The organism is Flavobacterium sp. 245, assembly GCF_004362055.1.
GTDB lineage: Bacteria > Bacteroidota > Bacteroidia > Flavobacteriales > Flavobacteriaceae > Flavobacterium.
Genome location: NZ_SNXB01000020.1, coordinates 1 through 24825, shown reverse-complemented (window position 1 = coordinate 24825; position 24825 = coordinate 1). Strand labels below are relative to the sequence as shown.

20 protein-coding genes are annotated in these 24825 nt (G+C 35.4%); 8 read left to right on the top strand and 12 right to left on the bottom strand.

Features of this window, described 5'->3' with window-relative positions; translation table 11 throughout:
• Together EV145_RS22295 and EV145_RS22290 are read left to right on the top strand one after the other, a co-directional pair.
• On the top strand, positions 1–1525 hold a 1525-nt coding region (locus EV145_RS22295; RefSeq protein WP_133527375.1), incomplete at its 5' end, for a T9SS type B sorting domain-containing protein.
• A 33-nt stretch (positions 1526–1558) separates the two neighbouring features.
• Positions 1559–2536 carry a type IX secretion system membrane protein PorP/SprF gene (locus EV145_RS22290; RefSeq protein WP_133527374.1) on the top strand — a complete coding sequence of 326 codons (978 nt, stop codon included), beginning with the start codon at positions 1559–1561 and terminating at the stop codon, positions 2534–2536.
• A 66-nt stretch (positions 2537–2602) separates the two neighbouring features.
• Here EV145_RS22290 and EV145_RS22285 read toward each other — a convergent pair whose 3' ends face one another.
• From EV145_RS22285 to EV145_RS22260, 6 genes are all read right to left on the bottom strand, one after another.
• Positions 2603–2833 carry a ferredoxin gene (locus EV145_RS22285; RefSeq protein ID WP_133527373.1) on the bottom strand — a complete coding sequence of 77 codons (231 nt, stop codon included), beginning with the start codon at positions 2831–2833 and terminating at the stop codon, positions 2603–2605.
• A complete protein-coding gene (locus tag EV145_RS22280) occupies positions 2833–4074 on the bottom strand; it encodes a peptidase U32 family protein (RefSeq protein WP_133527372.1) in 1242 nt (413 codons plus the stop codon). The genes EV145_RS22285 and EV145_RS22280 overlap by 1 nt, the downstream gene beginning before the upstream one ends.
• A gap of 323 nt (positions 4075–4397) precedes the next feature.
• On the bottom strand, positions 4398–4766 hold the full coding sequence (locus EV145_RS22275) for a transposase (RefSeq protein WP_243739306.1): 369 nt from the start codon (positions 4764–4766) through the stop codon (positions 4398–4400).
• Between the two features lie 91 nt (positions 4767–4857).
• Positions 4858–6216, bottom strand: a complete 1359-nt coding sequence (locus tag EV145_RS22270; protein WP_133527371.1) for a rhodanese-related sulfurtransferase — start codon at positions 6214–6216, stop codon at positions 4858–4860.
• A gap of 199 nt (positions 6217–6415) precedes the next feature.
• Positions 6416–8089 (bottom strand): SulP family inorganic anion transporter, encoded by a 1674-nt coding sequence (locus EV145_RS22265; protein WP_133527370.1) that lies wholly within the window; start codon positions 8087–8089, stop codon positions 6416–6418.
• A gap of 97 nt (positions 8090–8186) precedes the next feature.
• Positions 8187–9149 carry a polyphosphate kinase 2 family protein gene (locus EV145_RS22260; RefSeq protein WP_133527369.1) on the bottom strand — a complete coding sequence of 321 codons (963 nt, stop codon included), beginning with the start codon at positions 9147–9149 and terminating at the stop codon, positions 8187–8189.
• A 248-nt stretch (positions 9150–9397) separates the two neighbouring features.
• Between EV145_RS22260 and EV145_RS22255 the strand changes: the two genes are divergently transcribed.
• From EV145_RS22255 to EV145_RS22245, 3 genes are read left to right on the top strand one after another with little or no spacing between them, the layout of a single operon-like run.
• Positions 9398–10543, top strand: a complete 1146-nt coding sequence (locus tag EV145_RS22255; protein WP_133527368.1) for an efflux RND transporter periplasmic adaptor subunit — start codon at positions 9398–9400, stop codon at positions 10541–10543.
• Between the two features lie 20 nt (positions 10544–10563).
• The gene (locus EV145_RS22250) at positions 10564–13737 is read left to right on the top strand and encodes an efflux RND transporter permease subunit (protein WP_133527367.1); all 3174 of its coding nucleotides are present in this window, start codon (positions 10564–10566) and stop codon (positions 13735–13737) included.
• Positions 13730–15097, top strand: coding sequence for an efflux transporter outer membrane subunit (locus tag EV145_RS22245; RefSeq protein WP_133527366.1), 1368 nt, complete (start codon positions 13730–13732; stop codon positions 15095–15097). The genes EV145_RS22250 and EV145_RS22245 overlap by 8 nt, the downstream gene beginning before the upstream one ends.
• A 170-nt stretch (positions 15098–15267) precedes the next feature.
• On the opposite strand, the gene EV145_RS22240 is transcribed toward EV145_RS22245, so the two are convergent.
• From EV145_RS22240 to EV145_RS22215, 6 genes are all read right to left on the bottom strand, one after another.
• Entirely contained in the window at positions 15268–15678 is a 411-nt protein-coding gene (locus EV145_RS22240) for a BrxA/BrxB family bacilliredoxin (RefSeq protein WP_133527365.1), read from the bottom strand.
• A 163-nt stretch (positions 15679–15841) separates the two neighbouring features.
• Positions 15842–17035 (bottom strand): lycopene cyclase family protein, encoded by a 1194-nt coding sequence (locus tag EV145_RS22235; RefSeq protein ID WP_133527376.1) that lies wholly within the window; start codon positions 17033–17035, stop codon positions 15842–15844.
• Between the two features lie 18 nt (positions 17036–17053).
• On the bottom strand, positions 17054–17518 hold the full coding sequence (locus EV145_RS22230; RefSeq protein ID WP_133527364.1) for a thioredoxin family protein: 465 nt from the start codon (positions 17516–17518) through the stop codon (positions 17054–17056).
• A gap of 141 nt (positions 17519–17659) precedes the next feature.
• Positions 17660–19912 (bottom strand): TonB-dependent receptor, encoded by a 2253-nt coding sequence (locus EV145_RS22225; protein ID WP_133527363.1) that lies wholly within the window; start codon positions 19910–19912, stop codon positions 17660–17662.
• A 297-nt stretch (positions 19913–20209) separates the two neighbouring features.
• Entirely contained in the window at positions 20210–21115 is a 906-nt protein-coding gene (locus tag EV145_RS22220; RefSeq protein WP_133527362.1) for an NAD(P)/FAD-dependent oxidoreductase, read from the bottom strand.
• 11 nt (positions 21116–21126) lie between these two features.
• Positions 21127–21480 carry a MerC domain-containing protein gene (locus tag EV145_RS22215; protein ID WP_133527361.1) on the bottom strand — a complete coding sequence of 118 codons (354 nt, stop codon included), beginning with the start codon at positions 21478–21480 and terminating at the stop codon, positions 21127–21129.
• Positions 21481–21573: 93 nt separating this feature from the next.
• Between EV145_RS22215 and EV145_RS22210 the strand changes: the two genes are divergently transcribed.
• From EV145_RS22210 to EV145_RS22200, 3 genes are all read left to right on the top strand, one after another.
• Positions 21574–21966, top strand: a complete 393-nt coding sequence (locus EV145_RS22210; RefSeq protein WP_081909399.1) for a Fur family transcriptional regulator — start codon at positions 21574–21576, stop codon at positions 21964–21966.
• Between the two features lie 74 nt (positions 21967–22040).
• Positions 22041–23909: an Nramp family divalent metal transporter gene (locus EV145_RS22205; protein WP_133527360.1), complete on the top strand. Its 1869-nt coding sequence runs from the start codon at positions 22041–22043 to the stop codon at positions 23907–23909.
• 95 nt (positions 23910–24004) lie between these two features.
• Positions 24005–24658: a metal-dependent transcriptional regulator gene (locus tag EV145_RS22200; protein WP_133527359.1), complete on the top strand. Its 654-nt coding sequence runs from the start codon at positions 24005–24007 to the stop codon at positions 24656–24658.
• The last annotated feature ends 167 nt before the right edge of the window (positions 24659–24825 follow it).

The window sequence follows — 24825 nt, the reverse complement described above, 5'->3', positions numbered from 1 at the left end:
ATGGATTGATAATGTTACTTATACAACATCGCAAAATGGAATCAGAATCAGCAATGATGGATGTACTGCTGATCAGGTATTGAACCTGACTGTTGGAACCAAACCTTCAGATGTTGTAACAACAAAATCAATCTGTGCAGGAGAAACCTATACATGGCCAGCAAATGGAATTGTATATTCTACTTCGCAAAACGAAATTAGAATCACAAATGACGGATGTACGGCTGATCAAATTTTGAATCTGACGGTTGAAACTAAACCCACAGATATTGTGACAACACAATCAATCTGTGCGGGAGAATCTTACAAGTGGCCTTTAAACGGAATTATATATTCTGCGTCGCAAAGCGGACTTAGAATTAGCAATGATGGATGTACTGCTGATCAGGTATTGAACCTGACTGTTGGAACTAAACCTTCTGATATTGTGACAAACAAGTCAATCTGTGCGGGAGATTCTTATAAATGGATTGATAATGTTACTTATACAACATCGCAAAATGGAATCAGAATCAGTAATGATGGATGTACGGCTGATCAGGTATTGAACCTTATTGTTGCTTTACCAATAAGGGCTTCTGTTATTACTAATAGTGTATTACCTGAATTATGCACCGGAGAAAACAACGGCTCATTTAGTATTGAAATCTCAGAAGGAATCGCTCCTTATAAAGTGAGTTTAAACAAAAGCGATGGTGTGTATGAACAAGCAATCGGAATGGAACATTCTTTTAGCAATATTTCTGGAAGTAAACAAATTGTTTATATCAAAGATGCTTTAGACTGTACTTTTGAATTACAAGTAAATATGCCAGAATCGATTGCACTTAATCCTGTTGCTACAGTTAATTATGGATGCTCGGTTAATTCAGTTAAAATTTCAGTTGACGTAAGTACAAATCTTAATGATATAGATTATGCTCTTGATAATGGTAGCTATCAAAAAGATAACCTATTTACAAACTTATCTCCCGGATTACATACCATAACAGCAAGACATACTAACGGATGTTCAAAATCTACTAAACCTTTTATTATTGAGCATTTTGAACCACTAGAATTATCGCTAACTACTGGAGAACTAAACGAAATTGTAGCCAGTGCTACTGGTGGCGGTGGAGAATACCAATACTCATTTGAAGATCAATCTTTTAGCAAAGATGATAAATTCATCATTTATAAATCTGGAAACTACAAAGTTAGTATTATTGATAAAAATGGCTGTTCTACTACTGTTACTCAATATTTTGCATACATCGATATATGTATACCAAATTATTTCACCCCAAATGGAGATGGTGTTAATGATGAATGGGGACCTGATTGTACGGTAAATTACAAAAATCTAACCTATACAATTATTGATAGATACGGTCGCGAAATAGCAAATTATCATTATGGACAAAAGTGGGACGGAAAATATAATGGAAAAGAATTAACCTCAGGTGATTATTGGTACGTCATAAAACTTAATGATCCTAAAGATCACAGAGAATTTGTTGGACACTTTACACTTTACAGGTAACGGCAGTAACGCATGTTATTAAAATAATAAATAATGAAAAAAATCATATTATTAATACTGATCACAGCAGTGACTTCAAGTTATAGCCAGGAATTAAATTTACCTGTCTTTACCCAATATTTAGCAGATAATCCGTTTGTTGTATCACCAACATATGCGGGTATAGGCGATAATCTACGAATAAGAGCAAATGGTTTAACACAGTGGGTTGGTATCAAAGATGCGCCAGACAATCAATCAATTTATGCTGATATGCGAATTCTGGATCGTTCAGGAATTGGAATTTCTTTGTATAATGATAAAAACGGAAACACCAGACAGACCGGCGCAAAAATTTCATTTGCGCATCATTTAACTTTGGATTATTACTCTAAACAATATTTATCTTTTGGTATTTCATACAATGTCAACACTTTTAAAATTGATATTGACAAGTTTAATTTTGAAACTGGAATTTCTGGAGGCATAGATCCGGGTGTCACAGACAATCGAAAAATTGCTAACAATAATTTTGATATAGGAGCCTTGTATAGAAATAAAGAATTCTATGTGAGTTTGAATGTTGATAATCTTTTAAATAAAAACATTGATAAATTCTATCACGAAGAACCAGTTTTACTGCGCAACTATCAATTATATACTGGGTATATTTTTACAGGAAATACTCAAAATCGAGTTGAATATGAACCTTCTGTTTTTTATCAATACTTTGCCAGTGACAAACGTTCCAGTACCGATTTAAACTTTAAGTATCGTCAATTTAATCGATACGATGATTATTTTTGGATCGGAGTTTCTTATCGTTTTCTTAATGATCAAATTTTACAGCCCAATGCATTGGGTCCAATGGCTGGATTTAAGAAATCTAATTTTTATTTTGGTTATTCTTACCAAGCAACATTAAACCAAATTTCGGCCTATAATTCAGGAACACATATCATAACGATAGGTCTGGATTTCTTTCAAGGAATAAGTAATTGTCCTTGTACACAAAGCCCTGTTCATTATTAATCACCAACAACAGGGCTAAAAAAGTCTATTTTGCCCCCACAAAATAGGCTTTTTTTATCAATATTCTTAAGTTTCTTTAACTGAAATAATTTTAACCGGACAGGCTTTCGCTGCCAATTCGCAACTTTCTAAAATTGCATGATTGGGCGATTTTAATGTGAAAAATCCTTTTGCATTTACCGAATGAATTAAAACCGATTTTCCATCCTTTTTTGACATCTGAAAATGTACTGGATCCATTTCGACGCAGTAATTACAGCCGATGCATTTATCTCTTTGTAAAGTTATAATGACCATTATACTTCTACAATTTTATATAATTTATCAGACATTCTGATTCGGAAAGGCAATTTAAAAGTACAATCATCACCTTTTGTCGCTTTTTCTGCAGTAAGATTATTTACAAACATTTCATCTATAATCATTTCCTGCGCACCGGTACTTGGTCCTGTAACCAAAATTTTATCTCCGATTTTAATATCGTAAGCTTCAATTTTGAATTGTCCCACTTCTGCTTTTGGAAAATAATGCGTTCCTTTTCCAACATAAACTTTCTTTTGAGTTGCTGCAGATCCCGGAATATCACTCCATTCCCCTAATTCTTGTCCAAGATAATAACCTGACCAGAATCCGCGATTGTAAACTGTATTCAAGGCTTCCATCCAAACTTCAACGTTTTCTTTTGAGAAAGTTCCATCATAGTAAGCATCAATTCCTTCCCGATAGGTTTTGGTTACTGTTGCCACATATTCTGGCGCGCGTCCACGCCCTTCGATTTTTAAAACCTTAATTCCGGAATCTATAACCTGATCTAAAAAATCAAGTGTACATAAATCTTTTGGAGACATCATGTATTCGTTGTCGAGTTCGATTTCGAAACCTGTTTCTTGGTCGATAACCGTATATTTTTTTCGGCAGTTTTGTTTGCAAGCGCCACGATTTGCAGATGAATTATGCGAGTGCAAACTCAAATAACATTTCCCCGAAACCGCCATACATAAAGCGCCATGTCCAAAAATTTCGATTTCTACCAAATTTCCGTTTGGTCCTTTAATCTGTTCTTTTTCGATTTGATCAGTAATCTTTTTAACCTGTCTTAAGCTTAATTCTCGGCTTAAAACCATAGTATCGGCAAATAAACTGTAGAATTTTATGGTTTCGGTATTCGTTACATTCAATTGAGTTGAAATATGAACTTCCATTCCAATTGATCTTGCCACAGCAATTACAGCTTGATCAGAAGCAATTACGGCTGTAATATTGGCTTCTTTAGCTTTTGTCAATAATGTTTTTACGACAGACAAATCGTGATCGTAAATAATTGTGTTTAATGTCAGATAACTTCGAACGTTTTTCGCTTCACAGCGATTCGCAATTTCTTGTAAATCTTCAATTGTAAAATTTACTGTTGAACGCGCACGCATGTTGAGTTGTTCTACCCCAAAGTAAATAGAATCTGCGCCATTATCGAGCGCAGCCTGAAGTGACTCAAAGCTCCCTGCGGGAGCCATGAGTTCAATTTTAGTATGTGATTTCATTTTTGTTGGTATTATCCCCAATGATTAAAAATCATTGGCAATGTTTTTTGTGTTTTTTTTTAATATAGCACGTGGTTTCAACCACGGGAAACGTATTATTATTGCGGATATCCATTGCGTCCCTGCGGTTGAAACCGCAGGCTATGTTTTGCTTCTGTGTGTGGTATTTCAATATAGCTCGTGGTTTCAACCACGGGGACGTATTATTGTTGCGGATATTCATCGGGTTCCTGCGGTTGAAACCGCAGGCTATGTTTCAATCTTGTGTGTGGTATTTCAATATAGCCCGTGGTTTTAACCACGGGGAGCGTATCAATGAGCAATCATTTTTTATCCAATCCATGCAATTTTACAAAATCATCAAATTCATCTTGTCCGTTTTTCTTAAGATGATTTACCTTTTGATTTTTAATATAATTGTAAACAGCATTTAACTGGGACTCGCTGACAGAAAAAGTCGCATAGCCGGTTTGCCACACAAATTTTTCAAGGATAAGTTCTTCTCTATTTATAAAATGAGAAGAACTTCCTTTTATTTGCTTTACAATGTCCGAAATAGTTTTTTGTGGATTTTGCAAAAATAAGACATGCACATGATCAGTCATTCCATTTATAATTCTTACTGGACATCCAAGTTCTGTTAACTCTTGCCAAATGAAATCGTACAGTTTTTTCCCAATTGAGAAAATCAATTAATTCTTGACGATGTTTGGTTGCCCAAATTGTATGAATCCATAATTTGGTAAAGGATTGTTACATAAATAAATTAGCTCAAATTTTTGGCTAATTTACAATTTTATACAATTTATCTGACAAACGGATACGAAATGGAACTTCAAAAGTAACGATATCGCCAATTTTAGCAGTTGAAGTAACTGCTCCATCAACAATCATTTTTTCTAAAACCAATTCCTGTTCACCTGTAGTTGGTCCAGAAATTAAGATTTTATCTCCAATGTTTAGTTCGTGATTTTCAACAGTAAATTGTCCTACTTGTGCTTTCACATAATAATGCTCGGCTTTTCCAAGAAGTACTTTTTTCACTTTTACTTTTTGACGAATATCAACTGGTTTTTGAGCTTCAGCCAATGCTGTATCAGTCAATTCGCCTGAATGTTTGAATTTTAGGTTTTCGGATTTTCCTTTTCTAAACACTTTGTTTCCAACTTGCTTTCCAGTTCTTAAGCGAACTTGGTCAACTAAAGGCATATGAATAATCTCTAAACATTCTGAAGAACAACAATTTTCCATCGCGGCTTTACATTCGTCACATTGAATAAATAACAAATGGCATCCGTCATTTTCACAATTAGTATGATTGTCGCAAGGTTTCCCGCATTGGTGGCATTGCGAAATAATATCATCTGTAATTCTTTCGCCAAGACGATTATCGAATACAAAGTTTTTGCCAATGAATTTGCTTTCTAAACCTTCAGCTTCAATTTGTTTGGCGTAATTAATAATGCCGCCTTCTAATTGATAAACATTTTTAAAACCCTGGTGTTTGAAATAAGCACTTGCTTTTTCGCAACGAATTCCGCCAGTACAATACATTACCAGCTTTTTATCCTCTTTATGATCTTTTAGTTGTTCATTGATAATTGGTAAACTCTCTCTAAAAGTTTCAACATCGGGAGTAATAGCATTTTTAAAATGTCCAACTTCACTTTCGTAGTGATTTCTAAAATCAACCACGATTGTGTTCGGATCATCTAAAATTTCATTGAATTCTTTGGCTTTCAAGTGAACGCCTATATTAGTTACATCAAAAGTATCGTCATTCAAACCGTCGGCAACGATTTTGTGACGCACTTTAATAGTTAATTTTAAAAAGGAATGATCATCATGTTCTACAGCTTCATTTAAACGAATGCCTTTCATGAAATCATAAACTTCAAGAGTTGCTCTAAAAGCCTCCAAATTTTCTTCAGGAATACTCATTTGAGCATTTATTCCTTCGTTGGCAACATAAATTCGGCCTAAAGCATCAAGCTTATTCCAGGCTACAAATAAATCATCGCGAAATTTTTTGGGATCTTCAATTTTGGCATACGCATAGAAAGACAACGTAAGACGTTGTTTACCTGCATCATCGATCATGATAGCTCTTTCTTCTGCGCTCAAAGTGTTATACAGTTGCATGCTATAAACAGTTTTAAGTTAAGAATATATATGATTTTAGATTTTTCCTAAAATCTGCTGCAAAAATAGGGTTTATTTTGAGATTTAAAATTGTATTGAGCCAATTATCTGATTTTTTTAACAGCTTTTGAAAATGAATTTCACTTATTTTAATCTCAACAAACAAAAATTACTGTTTTTGAAATTCGTTCGCTTTCCTCTAATGATTATCCTGAAGCGCATGCACAACCAAATCGTCAACAGAAACGGAACGGCTTATGTGCCCCACAAAAGCTTCCAAGTTTTCTGCTCTAAGACAATCCCGAACTTCAGCACGAGCTTCTCCTATTTTTAGCGTAATATTTTTGGCTTTCAAATCGATATAAAGTTGTTTTAGGAAACGTGCTCCTGCAATATCAACCCTTGGAGCAGAATTAAGATCTAAAATTACTGTTTTTAAAGAAGCTGGTTCACTGTAGATTTTTTCCCAGATTTTTTCTCTAATGTATTCGACATTAAAATAAAAAATTGAAAACTCAATCCGTACAATTAACATGTCCGCAATCTTTTCATTATCCGGATGTCTTTCCATATCTGTATAATAATTAGTACCTGGCACTCTTCCCAAAAAAGCCACATTAGGTTTTGAAGCTGCCTTGAGCAACAACAACAAAGTTACGATAGTCGCCAATAAAACTCCAGCTAGAATTCCCCAAATGAGAACACCCACAAGTGCAATCATAGCTACAGCAAATTCCTGTTTATTGATTTTATAAAGGTATTTCATCTCTTTAATATCAACAAGACCTCTGATAGCAACCAACACGACCGCAGCTAAAATCACTGTTGGCAAATTTTGAAGAAATCCTGTTAAAAACAAAAGACAAAAAGCAATTGTCGCTGAACAAAATAAAAGTGACAATGGCGTTTTGGCTCCAGCCTTATCATTAACGGCAGATTGTGAGAGTCCGCCCGCAACTGGATAACCTTGCCCAATTGCTACAGCAGCATTGGCAATGCCTAATGCCAAAAGTTCCTGGCGCGGATCTATAGTATAACCGTTTTTTTGCGCCAAAGTTCTTCCAGCCGAAACACTCTCAATATAAGATAATAAAAAACAAGCCATGGCTAGTGGCAACACACCATCGACATCATGAATTGAAATTGAAGGCAAATGAAATTCAGGAAGTCCTGTTGGGATTACTCCAACAGTATTAAAACCCGCGTTTCCTAAAGAAGTTGCAGAAATGAGAATTATAGATAAAATAACAATCAAAATTGCAATCGGACGCCCGGGCGCAAACTTTTCGCCAAGAATTAATAGAATTACAGCTGCTATTCCAAAAAGAAAAACAGTCGTATTTAAATTCGGAATCTGTTGAAGAAGAATAACACAACGTTCAAAAAAATTATCACCTCCACCTTTTACACCAAACAATTTTGGCAATTGAGTCAATCCAATAGTAATCGCTGCACCTGCTTTGAAACCCACCAAAACAGTTTCACTGATAAAATTTATAATCCCGCTCAATTTCAACAAATAAGCTAATACGGCCATAACGGCAAATACTAAAGCAGTGAGCGAAGCAATTTCTGCCCATCGATTCATGTCACCTTGAGCCATAGTTACTGTGGTTGTACCCACTAATAAAGAAATTGCCGAAGTTGGACCAATAGCGAGTTGTTTACTGGTTCCGAGAAGAGCATAAAACAACCCACCTATAAGATAACCGTAGATTCCGTATTGCGGTGGCAATCCGGCAAGGGTAGCATAAGCCAAAGACACCGGAATTCCATAAGCAGCCAATGTAATTCCGGCCAAAAAATCGCTTTTGAGGGTTTGTTTTTTATAATCTTTAATCCAGTCGATAGCAGGTACAAGTTTAGAAGCCATAATTTGAAATGGTTACAGGGATTCGCAATTTAGCGTATATTATTAAAAATGTTTTTTAATAATAGTAATTGAAAGGATTTCTAAAATCTCAAAAACATTAATCTTTTTCATCGAGCAATGCTTGTTTAACGGCATTTAATTCGGCGATTTTTTCTTCGCTAACTTTTGGATATTCTAAATCCATTTCATCTAAAGCATGAATAATTGCCGAAGCAATAGCGATTCTGGCATAATATTTATTGTCAGCAGGAATAACGTACCACGGAGATTTTTTGGTCGATGTATTTTTGATTAATTCTTCATAAGCAAACATATAATCATTCCAATACCCTCTTTCTTTAGCATCTGCTGCGCTGAATTTCCAGTTTTTGTCGGGATTGTCAACTCTTTCAATAAATCTTCTTTTTTGTTCTTCTTTCGAAACATTTAGAAAAAACTTAATTACAACGGTTCCGTTTCGGTTTAGATATTTTTCAAAATTTCGGATATCTTGAAAACGCTCTTCCCAAATATCTTCAGTAATCAATTTTTCAGGGATTTTTTGTCCTTTTAAAATTTGTTCATGTACGCGAACTACTAAAACCTCTTCATAATAAGATCGATTAAAAATTCCGATGCGTCCTCTTTCCGGCAAGTGTTTTTGGCATCGCCATAAATAATCATGATCTAATTCTTCTGAACTTGGGCCTTTGAAAGAAGATACCTGACAACCCTGCGGATTTATACCCGACATAACATGTTTGATGGCGCCATCTTTTCCCGCAGCGTCCATTGCCTGAAAAATAAGCAGAACCGACCATTTATCCTGAGCATAAAGAGTATCCTGCATCGCTGCCAATGCTTTTACCCCCATTTGCAAAGCTGCTTTAATTGCTGATTTTTCTTCGTTGCCAAAATAAGAAGTTGGCTTGTCCTTTAGTGTAAAATTTTTATCGTCACCTACACAATATTGTTCTGAAAACTTCTTGGCTCTATGCAGTAATTCTTTTTTGCTTAATGCTTTTAGATCGCTTGATGCGCCATTTAAATTCTTCGATTTTATTTTATTTTTTTTTGACATAATAGTGGTTTTTTAAAATTACAAAAGGAGACATCAAAAATAAATCCTTACAAAAAGTGCAGTTTGGCGGTATTTTATAGCTTTTAGTCGATTTTATTAACAATTGAATATCAATAACATATAAATTTAATAAAAAATAGAAATCAAAATAATATTTCAAATCTTAATTAAAAAAATGTTAACTTAGCTAAGGAATTCTTTGGTTTTTAGTTAGTTGAGTTTGAATGAAATTTAATAAAAAATTAAAAATGAACAAAATCTACCCTCCAGCAATCTTCTTGCTTTTTTTATTGTTATCCTGCAAAAAAGAAGCCCCGCCACAACCTAAGCCACTTGAAATTTTAGTTACAACCGTTTTACAACAGGATGTTAAAATAGAATCTGAATATACTGGACAAACTTTTGGGCAATCTGATATACAAATTAATCCCAGAGTGGATGGTCTTATCGAAAGTATAAATTTTAAAGAAGGCAGTTTTGTGAGTAAGGGACAACTATTGTACACTATTGATCCATTGCCTTATAGAGCTAAACTCAATGAAGCTGAAGGCGGTGCTGCAGAATCACAAGCAAGATTATCAAAAACCAAATCAGATTTGGACATGATTACGCCATTGGCAAAAATGAATGCAGTCAGCCAAAGAGAATTAGTTTCGGCCAAATCAGCTTATACCGCTTCTATCGCACAGATAAAAGCATCTGACGCATCCGTACAAAACGCAAAAATTGAATTAGGCTATTGTCGGATTGTTGCTCCAATTTCCGGATTAATCGGAATTTCAAAAGTAAGAGTTGGTGATTATGTGCGCCCAGGACCCACCTCAATTTTGAATACCATTTCTGATTTAGGAGATGTAAGAGTTCGTTTTACAATGAGCGAACAGGAATTTTTACGTCTTTTCAGAGAATATAATAAACCTGATTCTGCTTTAAAAAGTTCAGGAGCATCAGTTTCTCTAAAATTATCTGATGGCTCAACTTATCCTCAAACAGGAAAAGTAAGTTTTACTGACAGACAAATAGATCCAGCAACTGGCGCCATCACATTTGAAGCCGCATTTCCAAATCCTGACAAATTGCTTCGTCCCGGACAATATGCAAAAATTGCCCTTCTTACCGACATTCGCAAAGATGTCATTGTGATTCCACAGCGTGCGGTTATAGAAGTACAAGGTATTTATCAGGTCTATGTTTTAGGAAATGATAACAAAGTGCAAATGAAAATTGTAAAACCAGGTCCGGCAGTTAAAAATGGATATATTATTGAAGAAGGTTTAAAACCTGGCGATAAGATAGCCATGGGAGGTACTTCATTATTGAAAAATGGAAGCGTTATTACACCAAAAGTCACACAATGGCAATTAGGTGAAACAGAAACTGCAGTTACTAAATAATAATCTAGATACATAGTATTATGGGAGAATTTTTCGTTCGAAGACCAATCGTTGCTATTGTAATCAGTATTATTATTGTGATACTTGGATTACTGGCATTACAAAAAACGCCTATTTCGCAATATCCGGATATTAATCCTCCTGTTGTAAAAATTACTACCTCTTTTACAGGAGCAAATGCGCTGAATGTTGAGCAAGCAGTTGCGACACCAATTGAGCAAAAAGTAAATGGTGTTGAAAACATGTTGTACATGAAGTCCATTAACACTTCTGATGGTGCCTGTACAATTGAAGTAACTTTTGATGTAGGAACCAATTTGGATAATGCCAATATGCTTACGCAAAACAGACAAAACCAGTCCGCACCTTTTATGCCTTCGAGTGTAAAACAACAAGGGGTTGTGGTAAAGAAATCTTTGTCTTTCCCAATGATGCTTTTCACTATTACATCGACCAATCCTAAATATGATGCTAAGTTTTTAAACAACTATGCCAGCATTAACGTTGTAGATCAATTGGCTCGTATTAAAGGAGTGGGAGAAGTTACTCTATTTGGAGGAAGTGATTATTCGATGAGAATTTGGCTTAAAGCCGATATGATGAGCAAACTTGGCATTACCGTCGAAGATGTTAAAAATGCACTGAATGCTCAAAACATGATTAGTCCGGGTGGAAAATTTGGTGCTGAGCCGGCACCTGCCAATACCGAGTTCACATACGGTGTAACACTTCAGGATCGATTAGTTACTGAAAAAGAATTTGGAAATATAGTTGTTCGAAGCAAACAAGACGGAGCTCAGGTTTTAATGGGAGATATCGCCCGAATTGAATTAGGAACAGAAAATTACAGTTCGACTGCCCGAAGAAACAGTTCACCAAGTGCCGTAATAGCAATGTACCAAATGCCAGGAAGTAACGCTCTTGATGTAGCTGAAACAGCAAAAAGTACAATGAAGTTATTATCTGAAAAATTCCCACAAGACATAGAATATCAGGAATCGTTAGATACTACTTTAGCAATTACCGCAGGGGTTGACGACATTGTGCACACGCTTTTTGAAGCCATTATATTAGTTATTTTAGTGGTTTTTATATTTCTACAAAACTGGCGCGCTACTTTAATTCCGCTGATTACAGTTCCCGTTTCTCTTATAGGAACCATTGCCGTTTTTCCACTATTAGGATTTTCAATCAATACGCTGTCATTACTTGGATTAGTATTGGCAATTGGTATTGTGGTTGATGATGCCATTGTGGTTGTTGAAGCAGTAATTCATCATATAGAACACGGAAAAACACCAAAAGAAGCTACCGTGCAGGCCATGAAAGAAGTATCTGGTCCTGTAATTGCAATTGCCTTAATTTTATGTGCCGTATTTATTCCGGTTGCGATGACACCTGGAATAACCGGACGATTTTATCAGCAGTTCGCCATAACCATTGCCGTCTCGGTCGCATTCTCGGCATTTAGTGCGTTATCACTAAGTCCCGCCCTCTGCGCCATGCTATTAAAACCAACAAAACCTATTGAAGAACAGACCGGCTGGTTAGCTAAGTTTTTTGCCGGATTTAACAGAATCTTCGAAAAAGTTACTGGAAAATATATTAGTGGAGCGACCTTCTTTGCTAAAAAGGCAATTCGAATTGTACTTTTACTGGTAGTAATATTAGTTGCTACTGCATTTTTAGGGAAGAAAATTCCATTAGGATTTATTCCTGAAGAAGATCAGGGTTATGTTTTAGTAAATATTGCATTACCTCCCGCATCTTCATTACAGCGTACAGACGAAATCTCAAAGAAGGTCGACAGTTTCCTAAAAGAAGAAAAATCCATCTTATCTTACACAACTATCAATGGATTTAGTATGCTTACTAACTCCTATCAGCCTAACAATGCCTTTATTTTCATCTCATTAAAACCTTGGGAAGACAGAGCAGAAACGGCCAAACAGTTTGTGGACAGATTTAATAAAAAACTGGCAACCCAAATTACTACAGCCACTTGCTTTTCATTTGGTCCGCCGGCAATTCAAGGTTTAGGTGCTTCTGCAGGATTTAGTTTGATGATTCAGGACAGAGGTGGCAACACACCTCAGTACTTGGCCGAACAAACACAAGCTTTTATTGCCGCTGCACAACAGCGCCCGGAAATAAAACGAATTTATACCACTTTTAATGCTGGTACTCCACAGATTAAATTAGATATTGACAATGACAAAGCCATGAAATTAGGTATTCCTGTTTCTAAAGTTACAGAAGCTCTGGGAGCCTTTTTAGGAGGAAGTTATGTAAATGACTTCAATCGATTTGGCCGTCAGTATAAGGTTTATCTCCAAGGGGAAGCGGCTGATCGTGTAAAACCAGAAGATTTAAATTTGATTTATGTAAAAAACAATGCCGGTGATATGTTGCCTATATCAACGCTCGTTACAGCAACAAAAGTCACAGGTCCGGATTTTACAAATCGTTTAAATTTATTTCGATCTGCAGAAATTGGAGGAAGTCCAAATGATGGCTATAGTAGTGCGCAAGCTTTGACTGCTTTGGAAGAAGTCGCCAAACAGACTTTGCCGGCAGATATGAGTTTCGATTACATTAACTTGTCTTATCAGGAAAAACATTCGCCGGGCGGAGGTTCAGTTTTCATAATGGCATTGGTATTTGTATTCTTGATCCTTGCGGCACAATACGAAAGCTGGAAACTGCCTTTTAGTGTCTTACTTGGAGCTCCTTTTGCTGTTTTTGGTGCCTTTTTGGGATTGATGCTGGCAAGATTAGGAAGCGATGCCTATGTCAACAATGTTTTTGCCCAGATTGGCCTCGTATTATTAATTGGTTTAGTCGCCAAAAATGCAATTCTGATTGTGGAATTTGCCAAAGAAGAATATGAAAAAGGAAAACCGCTCTATGAATCGGCTATGACTGCGGCAAAACTTCGTTTTCGTCCTATTTTAATGACGGCATTTGCATTCATTCTTGGAGTAGTTCCGTTATTAACAGCAACAGGCGCGGGTTCACAAGCGCGTATCGTAATGGGAATGGCGGTATTCAGCGGTATGTTAATCGCCACAGTTCTGGGTGTATTAATTGTACCAGGTCTATTTGTAATGATTGAAAACATCGGAAAAAAGAAAGATGATGCAGTCATATCTACGGAAGATAATGTGGAACCAAATACTACAGGCCATGATTAAGAAACATAAAATAATCGTTGTTATATTGATCCTCATACTATTTCCCGTGGGCTGTATGGTGGGACCAAAATATAGCAAACCAGAACAACAAAAATCAGATTCTTATAAAAATGAGAAAAATCTGGACAGTCTGGCAAACGTTACCAATTTAAAATGGTTTGATCTCTTTAATGATGATGTTTTAAAGGATCTGATTAAAAAAGGGCTGGAAAACAATTACGATCTAAAAATCGCAGTTTCCAGAATAGATCAGCTTCGTGCCGAATTAGGTTATGCTAAAGCCGATTTGTTCCCAACATTTCAATACGGAGCAACTATAAACAGCAATGAAAAAAACTTTACACCTTCAAATGCTGGAGCAAGTATGTCTTGGGAACTGGATTTTTGGGGCAAATATCGTCATGAAAATAATGCTGTACAAGCTGAACTTTTAGCTACAGAAGAAGCCCGTAAAGTGGTACTCTCAGAAATTGTGACCAATATTGCTGTCGCTTATTTTCAAATGCGAAACTTAGATGAACAGCTGGAAATTACAAAGTCAACACTTTCTACCAGAGAGAAATACTATGACATTATAAACCAAAGATTTAAAAATGGTTATATCTCTGAAGTTGATAAAGTACAAATCGAACAGCAGGTCGCGATTGCCGAAGCTGCGATTCCTAATATTCAAAGACAAATAACGTTTCAGGAAAATACAATCGCACTGCTTACTGGTCAGCTTCCTACAGAAATTCCGAGAGGAAAAAGCAATACCGAACTGCGAATTGTAAATGAAATTCCGCTTTCGATTCCATCAGCCTTGTTAGAAAACAGACCCGATGTAAAGGCAGCCGAATTAAGATACAAAGCGGCAAATGAAAGAATTGGTGTTGCTCAGGCAATGCGTTTTCCATCTCTGAATCTAGCTGCAATCGCCGGGTTTGCAAGTGCCGATTTGAGCAATTTATTTCTGGGAAGTTCCTATTCACAAAATGCATCAGCCGGAATTGCAGGTCCGATATTTGCCTTCGGAAAAAACAAAAGAAGAGTCGAAATCAACAGACAACAAGCCGAACAATTTAAATTTATTTATCAAAAAACCTACATTGGTGCTGTTTCTGAAGTAGAACAATCTATTCAAAACATTAAAACTTATAAAGAAGAATGGAAAGCCCGTAACAGACAAGTTCAGGCGGCCTTAATAAACTTTAATCTCTCCCGCGAAAGATATGACAGCGGTTATGTCTCTTATTTAGAAGTTTTAGATGTTGAAACCAACTTGTTCAACGCGCAACTAAGCCTGGCACAATTATCTGAAAGACAATTAAGCTCAATGGTTGAATTGTACAAAGCACTTGGCGGGGGATGGAATCTCTAAGAACTTAAGTTTCTGAGATTCTAAGATACTAAGTTTTTACTAAATGTATAAAAACAACAAAAGCACTATTTTCATAGTGCTTTTGTTGTTTTTATATCTTTCCATTGCTGATTTAGCTTAAGAAAAAATCTTAGAATCTCAGCAACTTAGAATCTTAGCATCTTAAAAAATTAGCAAAACTCGTTAAACGCATCTTGCAAATTCTCAGCTATTAATTCAGCTGGACGTCCTTCGATGTGGTGACGCTCTAACATGTGAACCAATTCTCCGTTTTTGAACAAAGCCATAGAAGGCGATGATGGAGGAAAAGGAAACATATGTTGTCTTGCAGCATCAACTGCTTCTTTGTCAACACCTGCGAAAACTGTAATAAGGTGATCTGGTTTTTTAGCGCCATCTAAACTCATTTTTGCTCCCGGACGTGCATTTCTAGCAGCACAACCGCAAACAGAGTTTACAACAACTAAAGTGGTACCTTCAGCTTTGATAGCGTTATCAACTGCTTCAGCACTATGTAAATCTTGAAAACCAGCAGAAGTTAATTCAGCTTCCATAGGTTTTACCATTTCTTGTGGATACATATTGTTTATTTTTTAAATTTTACTTTTGAACTGCAAAGTTACAAAGTTTACGCGCAACTACTTAATTTGAAGTATAAAGTTTTGTTATAGTTCGATTGATTTAGTCGAAAGTTGTAAAGTCATAAAGTCGAAAGTTCATAACATAGCAGAAAAAACCTTGTTTTCATTTAAATATAACCCTAAATAAAGCTTTTATAAAAGATACTTTCGGGCATTTCATAATCACTTGAAAATCTTCAATAAAACTAGTTTCTTCATCTAAAAATTTAAAGATCAGCTTTAGATTTCCTTTTTTAAATAAAGAAGAAAAAATGGAACTTCCCAATTCATTATGACGATATAGAATATCCAAAAGCAATAAATCATAAAACCAAAATCTATTCTTTTTATGAAACGCTTTCATATTGAGCGATTCCGATGTCATGCTGAGCGCAATCGAAGCACTTTTATCTGTAATAAATTCAACTAATTCTGAAGATTTTTTATCTGAATTTTTAAACGTGTAACCCGTACTCGCTTTCGTCCAGCCACCGGCAGTTCCAATATTTAAAACTCTTTTGGTGTTCTTTTTCCAAAAGGAAAAACTGGTCATTGGGATACTTCCCTGCTCTTTTTCTGTAATTTTATACTGATTTATTCCAAGTTTTTGTAAATAGATTTGAATCTCATTTTCATATTCTTCTTTCGGAAGAAGATTTTCTGAGAACAAGGTATATTCAACCAAAGCTTCAGTTGTAGAAGTCGGCAAAACATACATAAATCTTGTATTTCCTTTTTGCTGAACAGAAAAATCCATGAAAGTTGCTTGTTCGGAATTGAAAACGTCAACTTCTGTTTTTACAAACCAACCCACAAAATGTTGTTGCAAAACGGGATATTTCGTTTGCCTTTCGGCGAAAGCCTTAGTATAAATACTATTGAATAGATAATTGCAAGTGTATCTGTTTTCTTCTGTTCCAACAAAAACATGCGTTTCAAGTTCATTGATATCGGTTACTTTTTCCTTTAAAAAAGTAATGTTCGATTGATTTGAAATTTTCTCAAAAACGAAATCATAAAAATCTAAACCGTTGATTTTATTGTATGAATATGGTTTAAGATCTAAATCACGTTTGAAATTTTCATTGGCAAACAAAGCCGAATCCCATTTTTTGGAGATAATCGATTTCCAGATTGTTTCTTCTTTTTCCCAGAAACACCAGGTTCTGTCATTGATTTTCTTTGCGTCTTTATCCAGTAATAAAATTGATTTATCTGAGAATTTGCCCGATAAAACCATTTTATAAACGGTCATTAAAGAAGCCAGTCCGGCGCCGGTAAAAATGTAATTGAAATGTTGGATTTGCGAAGAATTCATTCTCAAAAATAAGGAATTTTATTCTTTCAATTTTTCTAAAAGAATTTTAAAATCATTTGGACTCAAATAGATATTATATTGAAAAATGATTTCGTTTTTCTCATTCAAAACACATAAAGTCGGATATGCAATCTGATTATTAATTGTTCCGAGCTGTAAAGCCAATTCATGAACGCCCACATTATTTCCGGAAGGTTGAAACTTAAAAACGTGATTATTAAACGAAATATCTCGTTTTTCCTCGGCATTAAAATCAATGAAATAGAAATCTGAATTAAGTTTTTCGATAATTTCCTGATTTTTAAATGTTGTCGCTTTCATTCTTTGGCAAAACTGGCACCAGTCGGTATGAATGAAAACAATGATTTTTCGTTTTTGAATTTGCTGTAAGCGATCAATTTCTTCAAAAGAAGAGCTTTTCAGCTGACAGAAACCCGTTGCTGAAATTCCGAAGAAGAAGATTAATAGAAAAAGCTTTTTCATTTTATTTTGTTCGAAGTAAACTGGACTGAAGTCCAGCCCTACAATATAAATCGAGCCTGTGGCTCTTTAAGTTCCGACGGAACGAACTATTTTGTAGGGCTGGACTTCAGTCCAGTTTAATCATGAATTACATTATTTCATTTACCTCAAAGTATATCGCAATCCCAAAAACCCGCGAATCGTCTGATTTTGTCCGTAAACGTAAGTCGTATCAAAAGTCAAACCATAAGGATTATCAGGCGTTACCAAAACTTTTCCGGCTGAATCGTATTGCACGTTTTTATCAAAAGGATCGTTCGTTCTTGAAATTAAAAACGGATTGTTTTGCATTGGCGTAAAATTCAGCAAATTTTTTATTCCGCCATAAAGTTCAAAATTCTTCCAGCCCGTAAAGGTAAACTGAATATTCTGAATACTATACCAAGGCGAATTTGGACTTCGCGGATCTGTTTCACTCAGCAAAGGCAATTTCATTGGACTGTAAACATTTCCCGTATAATCGATTAATAAATTCCACGGTTGTATTTTGTATGAAACGCTCCAGGTCGCTGTGAAATTCTCTGTTAGAAAAGGTCGTTCAGAAATGCCATTCTGCACATTTTTATTATCTAAAACCGTTGCCCCAACAATAAATTTTAAACCTGACGGAAAATTAAGATCGACATTCGTACTGATTCCCTGACTCAACGCATATCCGTCGATATTATCGTAAATAATCTTGTTTGGGTCGCTTTCGTAGTCAGAAATGATTTTATTGCTAAAACGGGTATAAAAAGCCGTTGTTTCGATACCCATAAAAGTTCCGTTGCCAAAATTAATTTTCTGGATATAATTCAGATTCACATTTACAGATTGCTCCGGTTTCAAATCATTAGCAATCACAACATCTCTGGAACCTGTCAACGCGGCGTGATCTTCGGTAAATAAATTCACAACTCTAAAACCTGTTCCTGCATTTAAACGGAAAATGGTGTTTTCATTGGCTTTAAATCGATAGGCAAATCTTGGCGTAAAAATAGAGCCATGAATAGAATTATAGTCATAACGCATTCCGAGCAAAACTTGGCTTTTTGGAGAAAATGTAATTTCATCCTGAACAAAAATACCCGGAAGCCAAGTACTTTCCGCTTCTTTGGTTGCTGTTGTGTTATCATCATAATACGAATATCGGCTTGCAATTCCTGCCAATAAATCATTTCGCCCGATTTTTTTATCCCATGTCAACTGCAAAAAACCAATTTTCTGATTCGCGATATACGAAGTCGTTCCATAACGGCTGTCCTGATAATGTACATTTCCTGAGAACGAAAGCATCAATTTTTCTTCAAATGGCAATTGATAACTTCCTATTAATTCGGCTCTTTTGGTATAAATACTTTCGCCGTAAATTTCATCGCCTCCGCGGAATTTCTTCTCCCAACGCACATCTCCGCCCCAACGATCTTCGTACATTCCACGCACCGCAACCGTAAAAAGCCGATTGTTATTTCGCAAAAAACTCCATTTATTAAAAACCGAAATTCGGTCAGAAAGCGTCACATCTGTAAAATTGTCCTTATCTCTATCAATAACCTGATTGTAATTAAAATAATTAAGGCCTAAAAGCGCGTTGGCTTTTTTTCCGACATTAAATTTCATTCCCAAATCGAGATTATTTTCGAAATAGCTAGTTGTAAAATAATCGGCAGAAAACATTGGAGCGTTTGTTGGATTTTTGGTAATAATGTTAATCAAACCTCCAACGGCTTCACTTCCGTACAGCGACGAAGCCGGACCTTTTACGATTTCAATCCTTTCAACTAACGAATTCGGAATTCCAGATAAACCATAAACTGTCGAAAGACTGCTCACAATTGGCATTCCGTCAATTAAAACCAAAGTATAAGGGCCTTCCAATCCGTTTATATGAATATCGCCCGTGTTGCAGACACCACAATTAAGCTGTGGCCGAACCCCATTTACATTTTGAAGCGCATCGTAAATACTTGGTGTGGGATTTTTTTTGAAGAAAACCGGTGAATAAACCTCAACCGGAACAGCGCTTTCCAAACGCTTTACAGGTTTTAAAGTTCCTGAAACTACAACTTCGTTAAGTTCATTTTGGTCTTCGGTCAATTCAAAATCCAGATTTAAGTTTTGATTTTCTAAAACCGAAATTTTTTGATTTATAGTTTTGAATCCAGCAGATTTGACAATTATTTTATAAACACCTTTTGGAACATTCTCTAATCTATAGACTCCAACTGAATCGGTTTGAGTTTTAAAGTTTGTATTTAATAGGCTGATATTAATTTCCTGTCCTACAGGAACTAGTCCGTCAATTTTTCCCGAGATATTTTGCGAATAAAGGCGTGTAGCAGAAATTATTAATATTGTCAAAAATAAATATTTCATTATTGTAAAATTAAATTTAGACAAAACTAAAAATTAAATTTGACAAATATTGTTTCTGATTGCAATAATTTTAAACGGATTGAATTCAATGTGTTAGATTTTTGTTTCAAACCCACAAGGCAAAGTCTCAAAGTTATTTTTACTAAATTCTTTACGATTTAATCTCGCAAAGACGCAGAGACGCAAAGTTTTTTTCTTAACCATATAAGATAATTCAAGCTTGACTTAAAATAGACTTACATAACTTATATGTTTAATTTCCCCTTCGCGACTTTGCGAGAGATTTTCAACGCATTGCTAAAAATCTTCATCAATAAGGTCTTTATTGATAACCGCTCCGGCGAAAGAACCGGTAGAAACCGCAATAGCTACAGATCGCATTTGAGTGGTGCAATCTCCACTCGCATAAATTCCCGGAATATTTGTTTTTTGCATTGCATCGACTTTTAATAAACCTTGTTCGTTTACATCGCAACCTAAATCTATTGGCAACGAACAATGTTGTTCAAATGGTGGTCTTGCGTAAATGGCTTTTACTTCGACTTTTTCCTGATTTTTGAAAACAATATTCGAAACATAACCGTCATTATGCTCAAACGAATCTATTTCCTCTTCGAAAATTGAAATCCCTTTTTTCTGCAAAATTTCGGTTTGTTCCAAAGTCAAAGCTGATTTTCCATTCGTGCATAACCTCAAATCTTTCGTCCAGTTTGAGATTAATTTCGCATATTCAAAGGCCATTTCGCCGTTTGCAATAATTGCTGTTTTTTCATTTTTCACTTCATAACCATGACAATACGGACAATGCAAAACCGAAATTCCCCAGCAATCTGCAAAACCTCTTATTTCTGGAAGCAAATCTTTGACGCCACTTGCGAACAAGATTTTTCTGGAAATGAAAACTTCGCCTGATTCAGTTGAAACTTCAAATCCATTTCCTTTCTTAATCGCTTTCACGGCAAGATCATTATAAAAATGAACTGTTTTATAAAGATCAACTTGCAATTTGGCTTTCGCCGAAATAACAGCAGGCTTTTCACCATCTTGCGTAATGAAATTATGTGAGTGTGGTGTTTGTCTGTTGCAAGGCAAACCGCTGTCGATAACCAAAACCTGACGTAGAGAACGTCCTAAACTCATAGAAGCTGATAGTCCGCTGTAGCTTCCGCCAATGATAATCACCTCAAAATCTTTTTGTTTCATAATGATAATTTTTAATGATTCTCTTTTTTGTGTAAATTGTAATTCAATAAATGACCAATGATCATTCCTATTCCACCGAAGTAAATTAAGTCAAGATGTATTTCAAACACCATTTCACTCAAAATACTGATCCAAATTAAACCCATCGAAACAACTAAAATTGAAGACACCAAAAGCGACGATTTTTTCATAATTTTGATTATTGCAAATAAACCAAGAGAGGCAAAAATCAAATCGATTATCGGGTTATGAATTAGTCCTAAAGGAAGGATTGTCAGAACAGGAAAAATCAAGCAATGAACGAGGCAAAATGTCGCGCTTGAAATTCCTAAAATATCGTAAAAAGATGTTGTTGTTTTCTTCATGTTTCGTAGATTTGCTTAATGCAATTTAGTTGCAAATATATCATAATTTTATCAATTGCAACATTGTTGCGATAAAATTTTTAATTTAAAAAAATGAAAACTACACGTAACACTACAGCAAAGACGGCCGTTTTAGAGGTTTTTGAAAAATCCAGAACTGCGCTCTCGCACACCGAAATTCAAAAACAATTGAACGATGTCTGCGATCGGGTCACTATTTATAGAATTCTCGATCGACTAGTTAACGACGATATTGTACACAAAATTTCGAACCTTGACGGAACCGTAAAATATGCAAAATGCAATCATTCTAACCAGCGTGTTCACATACATAATCATGCTCATTTTAGTTGTGAAAACTGTCATGAAATTACGTGTCTCGAAAATGTAAAACCAAGTTATATTATGCCTCATAATTATAAAGTGAAAGAAATCAATTTTACATTATCTGGATTATGCCCGAATTGTTTGAATTCTAACATCTAAGTTTTAGACTCGCCTAAAAATATTGTTCAGCGAATATAATTTTTACATATATTTGTTAAAACAACATTTCTACGATGACCAAATCTTTAGAAGAAGTAAACCAATCGGTTGCTACAGAGCATAAAAAAACAGGATTCAGAAAAATACTAGCCTTTTTAGGCCCCGCCTATTTAGTAAGCGTTGGTTATATGGATCCCGGAAACTGGGCAACAGACATTGCGGGCGGAAGTCAGTTTGGTTACACGCTTGTGTGGGTTTTATTAATGAGTAATTTAATGGCTTTGCTTTTGCAGAGTTTAAGCGCCCGTCTCGGAATTGTAACACAGCGCGATCTGGCGCAAGCTTCGCGAGAAACCTATTCGAAATACATTAACTACATATTATATTTTCTGGCAGAAATCGCCATTGCCGCCTGTGATCTCGCCGAAGTTCTCGGAATGGCGATCGGAATCAATCTTTTATTTGGAATTCCGTTGCTTGAAGGCGTATTAATTACCGTTTTAGACACCTTCCTCCTATTATTCTTAATTAATAAAGGTATTCGTAAAATGGAAGCGTTTATAATTGTTTTGGTCGCAATTATAGGATTTTCTTTCATTTTCGAAATGATTTTTGCCGAGCCGGAAATTCATAAAATCATCGGCGGACTTGTTCCTTCTATTCCAAACTCAGCTGCTTTATACATTGCAATCGGTATTATTGGTGCAACAGTAATGCCACATAATTTATACCTCCATTCCTCTTTAGTCCAAACGAGAAAATTTGACAGAACTCCCGCCGGAATCAAACAAGCGTTAAAATATAATTTTATCGATTCGACAATTGCACTTAATCTGGCTTTCTTTGTCAATGCTGCCATTTTAATTCTGGCCGCAGCAACATTTCACAAAAACGGAATGTTTGAAGTTGCTGAAATTCAGGATGCACATCAATTTCTGGAACCTTTATTAGGAACAAAATGGGCGCCAATTCTATTTGCCGTTGCTTTAATCGCCGCAGGGCAAAGCTCGACCGTAACCGGAACTTTAGCGGGGCAAATTGTTATGGAAGGTTATCTGCATTTGCGCATTCAGCCTTGGGTGCGACGCATTATAACACGATTAATTGCGATTGTTCCCGCTTTGATTGTAATTTATATTTATGGGGAAAGTGTAACGGGCAAATTATTGATTTTAAGCCAAGTTATTCTAAGTCTTCAATTAGGATTTGCTATTATTCCGCTGATTCACTTTGTAAGCGATAAATCAAAAATGAATGGTTTTCATATTTCTAAAATCACACAGGTCGTTTCCTGGATTATCGCTGCAATCATTGTTTCTTTAAACGCAAAATTAGTTTACGACGAAATTACTTCATGGCTTGCAAGTTCAAATCATCCAGCCGTTCTATGGTTTACTGTTATTCCACTTGCATTTGGATTTCTTGGATTGTTGTTATACATCGTTTTTAAACCTTTTATTGCGAAAGCAAAAACAAAAACCATCAATCATTCACCTCACAATCTAAAACTTCAATTTACCCCAAAAGAAAGCCAAAGCATTAAAAACATAGCCGTTTCTGTTGATTTCTCTAAAGCTGACGAAGCCGCACTAAATAAAGCTTTTGAATTGGGTGGAAACGACTCGGAATATACTTTGATTCATATTGTAGAAACAGTCGGCGCATTAATGTACGGAGTTCACATTCACGATCATGAAACCACAATCGACGAAAAATTATTATTAGAATATCACGATATGCTTTCGCAAAAAGGATTCAAAATCAAAACGGAGCTTGGTTTTGGAAAACCCAACAAGGTAATTCCGAAAATTATAAACGAAGGAAATTTTGACATTCTTGTTATGGGAACCCACGGTCACACTGGGTTAAAAGATATTCTTTTTGGCACAACGGTAGATAAATTGAGACATAAAATTTCAATACCTTTGTTGATAGTAAAATAGTTGCTAAGGTTCTAAGACACTAAGATTCTGAGATTTTCTTTTGGATTCTTTAAGCTTAGAATCTTAGTGTCTTAGAACCTTAGAATCTTAAAAAAATGACCTTTTCAGAAGAAAACTATCTAAAATCAATATATCACCTAACGGCTTCTTTAGAAACCGAAGTGAGTACTAATGCTATTGCTGAAGTGATGGAAACCAAAGCATCATCGGTAACTGATATGCTTAAAAAGCTGGCAGAAAAGGATTTAGTGAATTATAAAAAATATCAAGGCGTTTCTTTAACAGAAAACGGAAAACTTGCTGCCAAAATGATTGTTAGAAAGCATCGTTTATGGGAAGTTTTTTTGGTGGAGAAACTGAACTTTAGCTGGGATGAGGTCCATGAAATTGCTGAACAGTTGGAACACATAAAATCAGAGCAATTGATTAATCGTTTAGATGATTTTCTTGGAAATCCTACAGAAGATCCACATGGTGATCCGATTCCAGATGCCAATGGCCGAATCATTAAAATTGAAAAGCATTTGCTTTCTGAGTTAACTGAACATCAAATTGGTGTTTGTGTAGGTGTAAAAGATACTTCATCAGAATTTTTGAAATATCTGGACAAACAGGAAATTGCTTTGGGCTCAAAAATTGAATTTCTTTCTAAAGAATCTTTTGATTTATCCGTCCGAATTAATGTTGACGGCAAGGAATTATCAATTTCGAATAAAATTGCTTCTAATTTGTTTGTGAAGCTTATTTAAGGTGGTTTATTTCACGGAGATTCAGGAAAAATTAATGTTTTTTTATTAATCCGTTCAAAAAACATGCACTATTTGTCATTTCTGTAAAGGTTAGATAATTCGGTAACAAAATTTAACTTTAATAAATTTTGTTACGATGAGAAATAATAGTCAAGATTCGACTTTAG

Coding starts and splice junctions, on each gene's coding strand:
- EV145_RS22290 (WP_133527374.1), top strand. CDS start 1,559: ATGAAAAAAATCATATTATTAATACTGATCACAGCAGTGACTTCAAGT.
- EV145_RS22285 (WP_133527373.1), bottom strand. CDS start 2,833: ATGGTCATTATAACTTTACAAAGAGATAAATGCATCGGCTGTAATTAC.
- EV145_RS22280 (WP_133527372.1), bottom strand. CDS start 4,074: ATGAAATCACATACTAAAATTGAACTCATGGCTCCCGCAGGGAGCTTT.
- EV145_RS22270 (WP_133527371.1), bottom strand. CDS start 6,216: ATGCAACTGTATAACACTTTGAGCGCAGAAGAAAGAGCTATCATGATC.
- EV145_RS22265 (WP_133527370.1), bottom strand. CDS start 8,089: ATGGCTTCTAAACTTGTACCTGCTATCGACTGGATTAAAGATTATAAA.
- EV145_RS22260 (WP_133527369.1), bottom strand. CDS start 9,149: ATGTCAAAAAAAAATAAAATAAAATCGAAGAATTTAAATGGCGCATCA.
- EV145_RS22255 (WP_133527368.1), top strand. CDS start 9,398: ATGAACAAAATCTACCCTCCAGCAATCTTCTTGCTTTTTTTATTGTTA.
- EV145_RS22250 (WP_133527367.1), top strand. CDS start 10,564: ATGGGAGAATTTTTCGTTCGAAGACCAATCGTTGCTATTGTAATCAGT.
- EV145_RS22245 (WP_133527366.1), top strand. CDS start 13,730: ATGATTAAGAAACATAAAATAATCGTTGTTATATTGATCCTCATACTA.
- EV145_RS22240 (WP_133527365.1), bottom strand. CDS start 15,678: ATGTATCCACAAGAAATGGTAAAACCTATGGAAGCTGAATTAACTTCT.
- EV145_RS22235 (WP_133527376.1), bottom strand. CDS start 17,035: ATGAATTCTTCGCAAATCCAACATTTCAATTACATTTTTACCGGCGCC.
- EV145_RS22230 (WP_133527364.1), bottom strand. CDS start 17,518: ATGAAAAAGCTTTTTCTATTAATCTTCTTCTTCGGAATTTCAGCAACG.
- EV145_RS22225 (WP_133527363.1), bottom strand. CDS start 19,912: ATGAAATATTTATTTTTGACAATATTAATAATTTCTGCTACACGCCTT.
- EV145_RS22220 (WP_133527362.1), bottom strand. CDS start 21,115: ATGAAACAAAAAGATTTTGAGGTGATTATCATTGGCGGAAGCTACAGC.
- EV145_RS22215 (WP_133527361.1), bottom strand. CDS start 21,480: ATGAAGAAAACAACAACATCTTTTTACGATATTTTAGGAATTTCAAGC.
- EV145_RS22210 (WP_081909399.1), top strand. CDS start 21,574: ATGAAAACTACACGTAACACTACAGCAAAGACGGCCGTTTTAGAGGTT.
- EV145_RS22205 (WP_133527360.1), top strand. CDS start 22,041: ATGACCAAATCTTTAGAAGAAGTAAACCAATCGGTTGCTACAGAGCAT.
- EV145_RS22200 (WP_133527359.1), top strand. CDS start 24,005: ATGACCTTTTCAGAAGAAAACTATCTAAAATCAATATATCACCTAACG.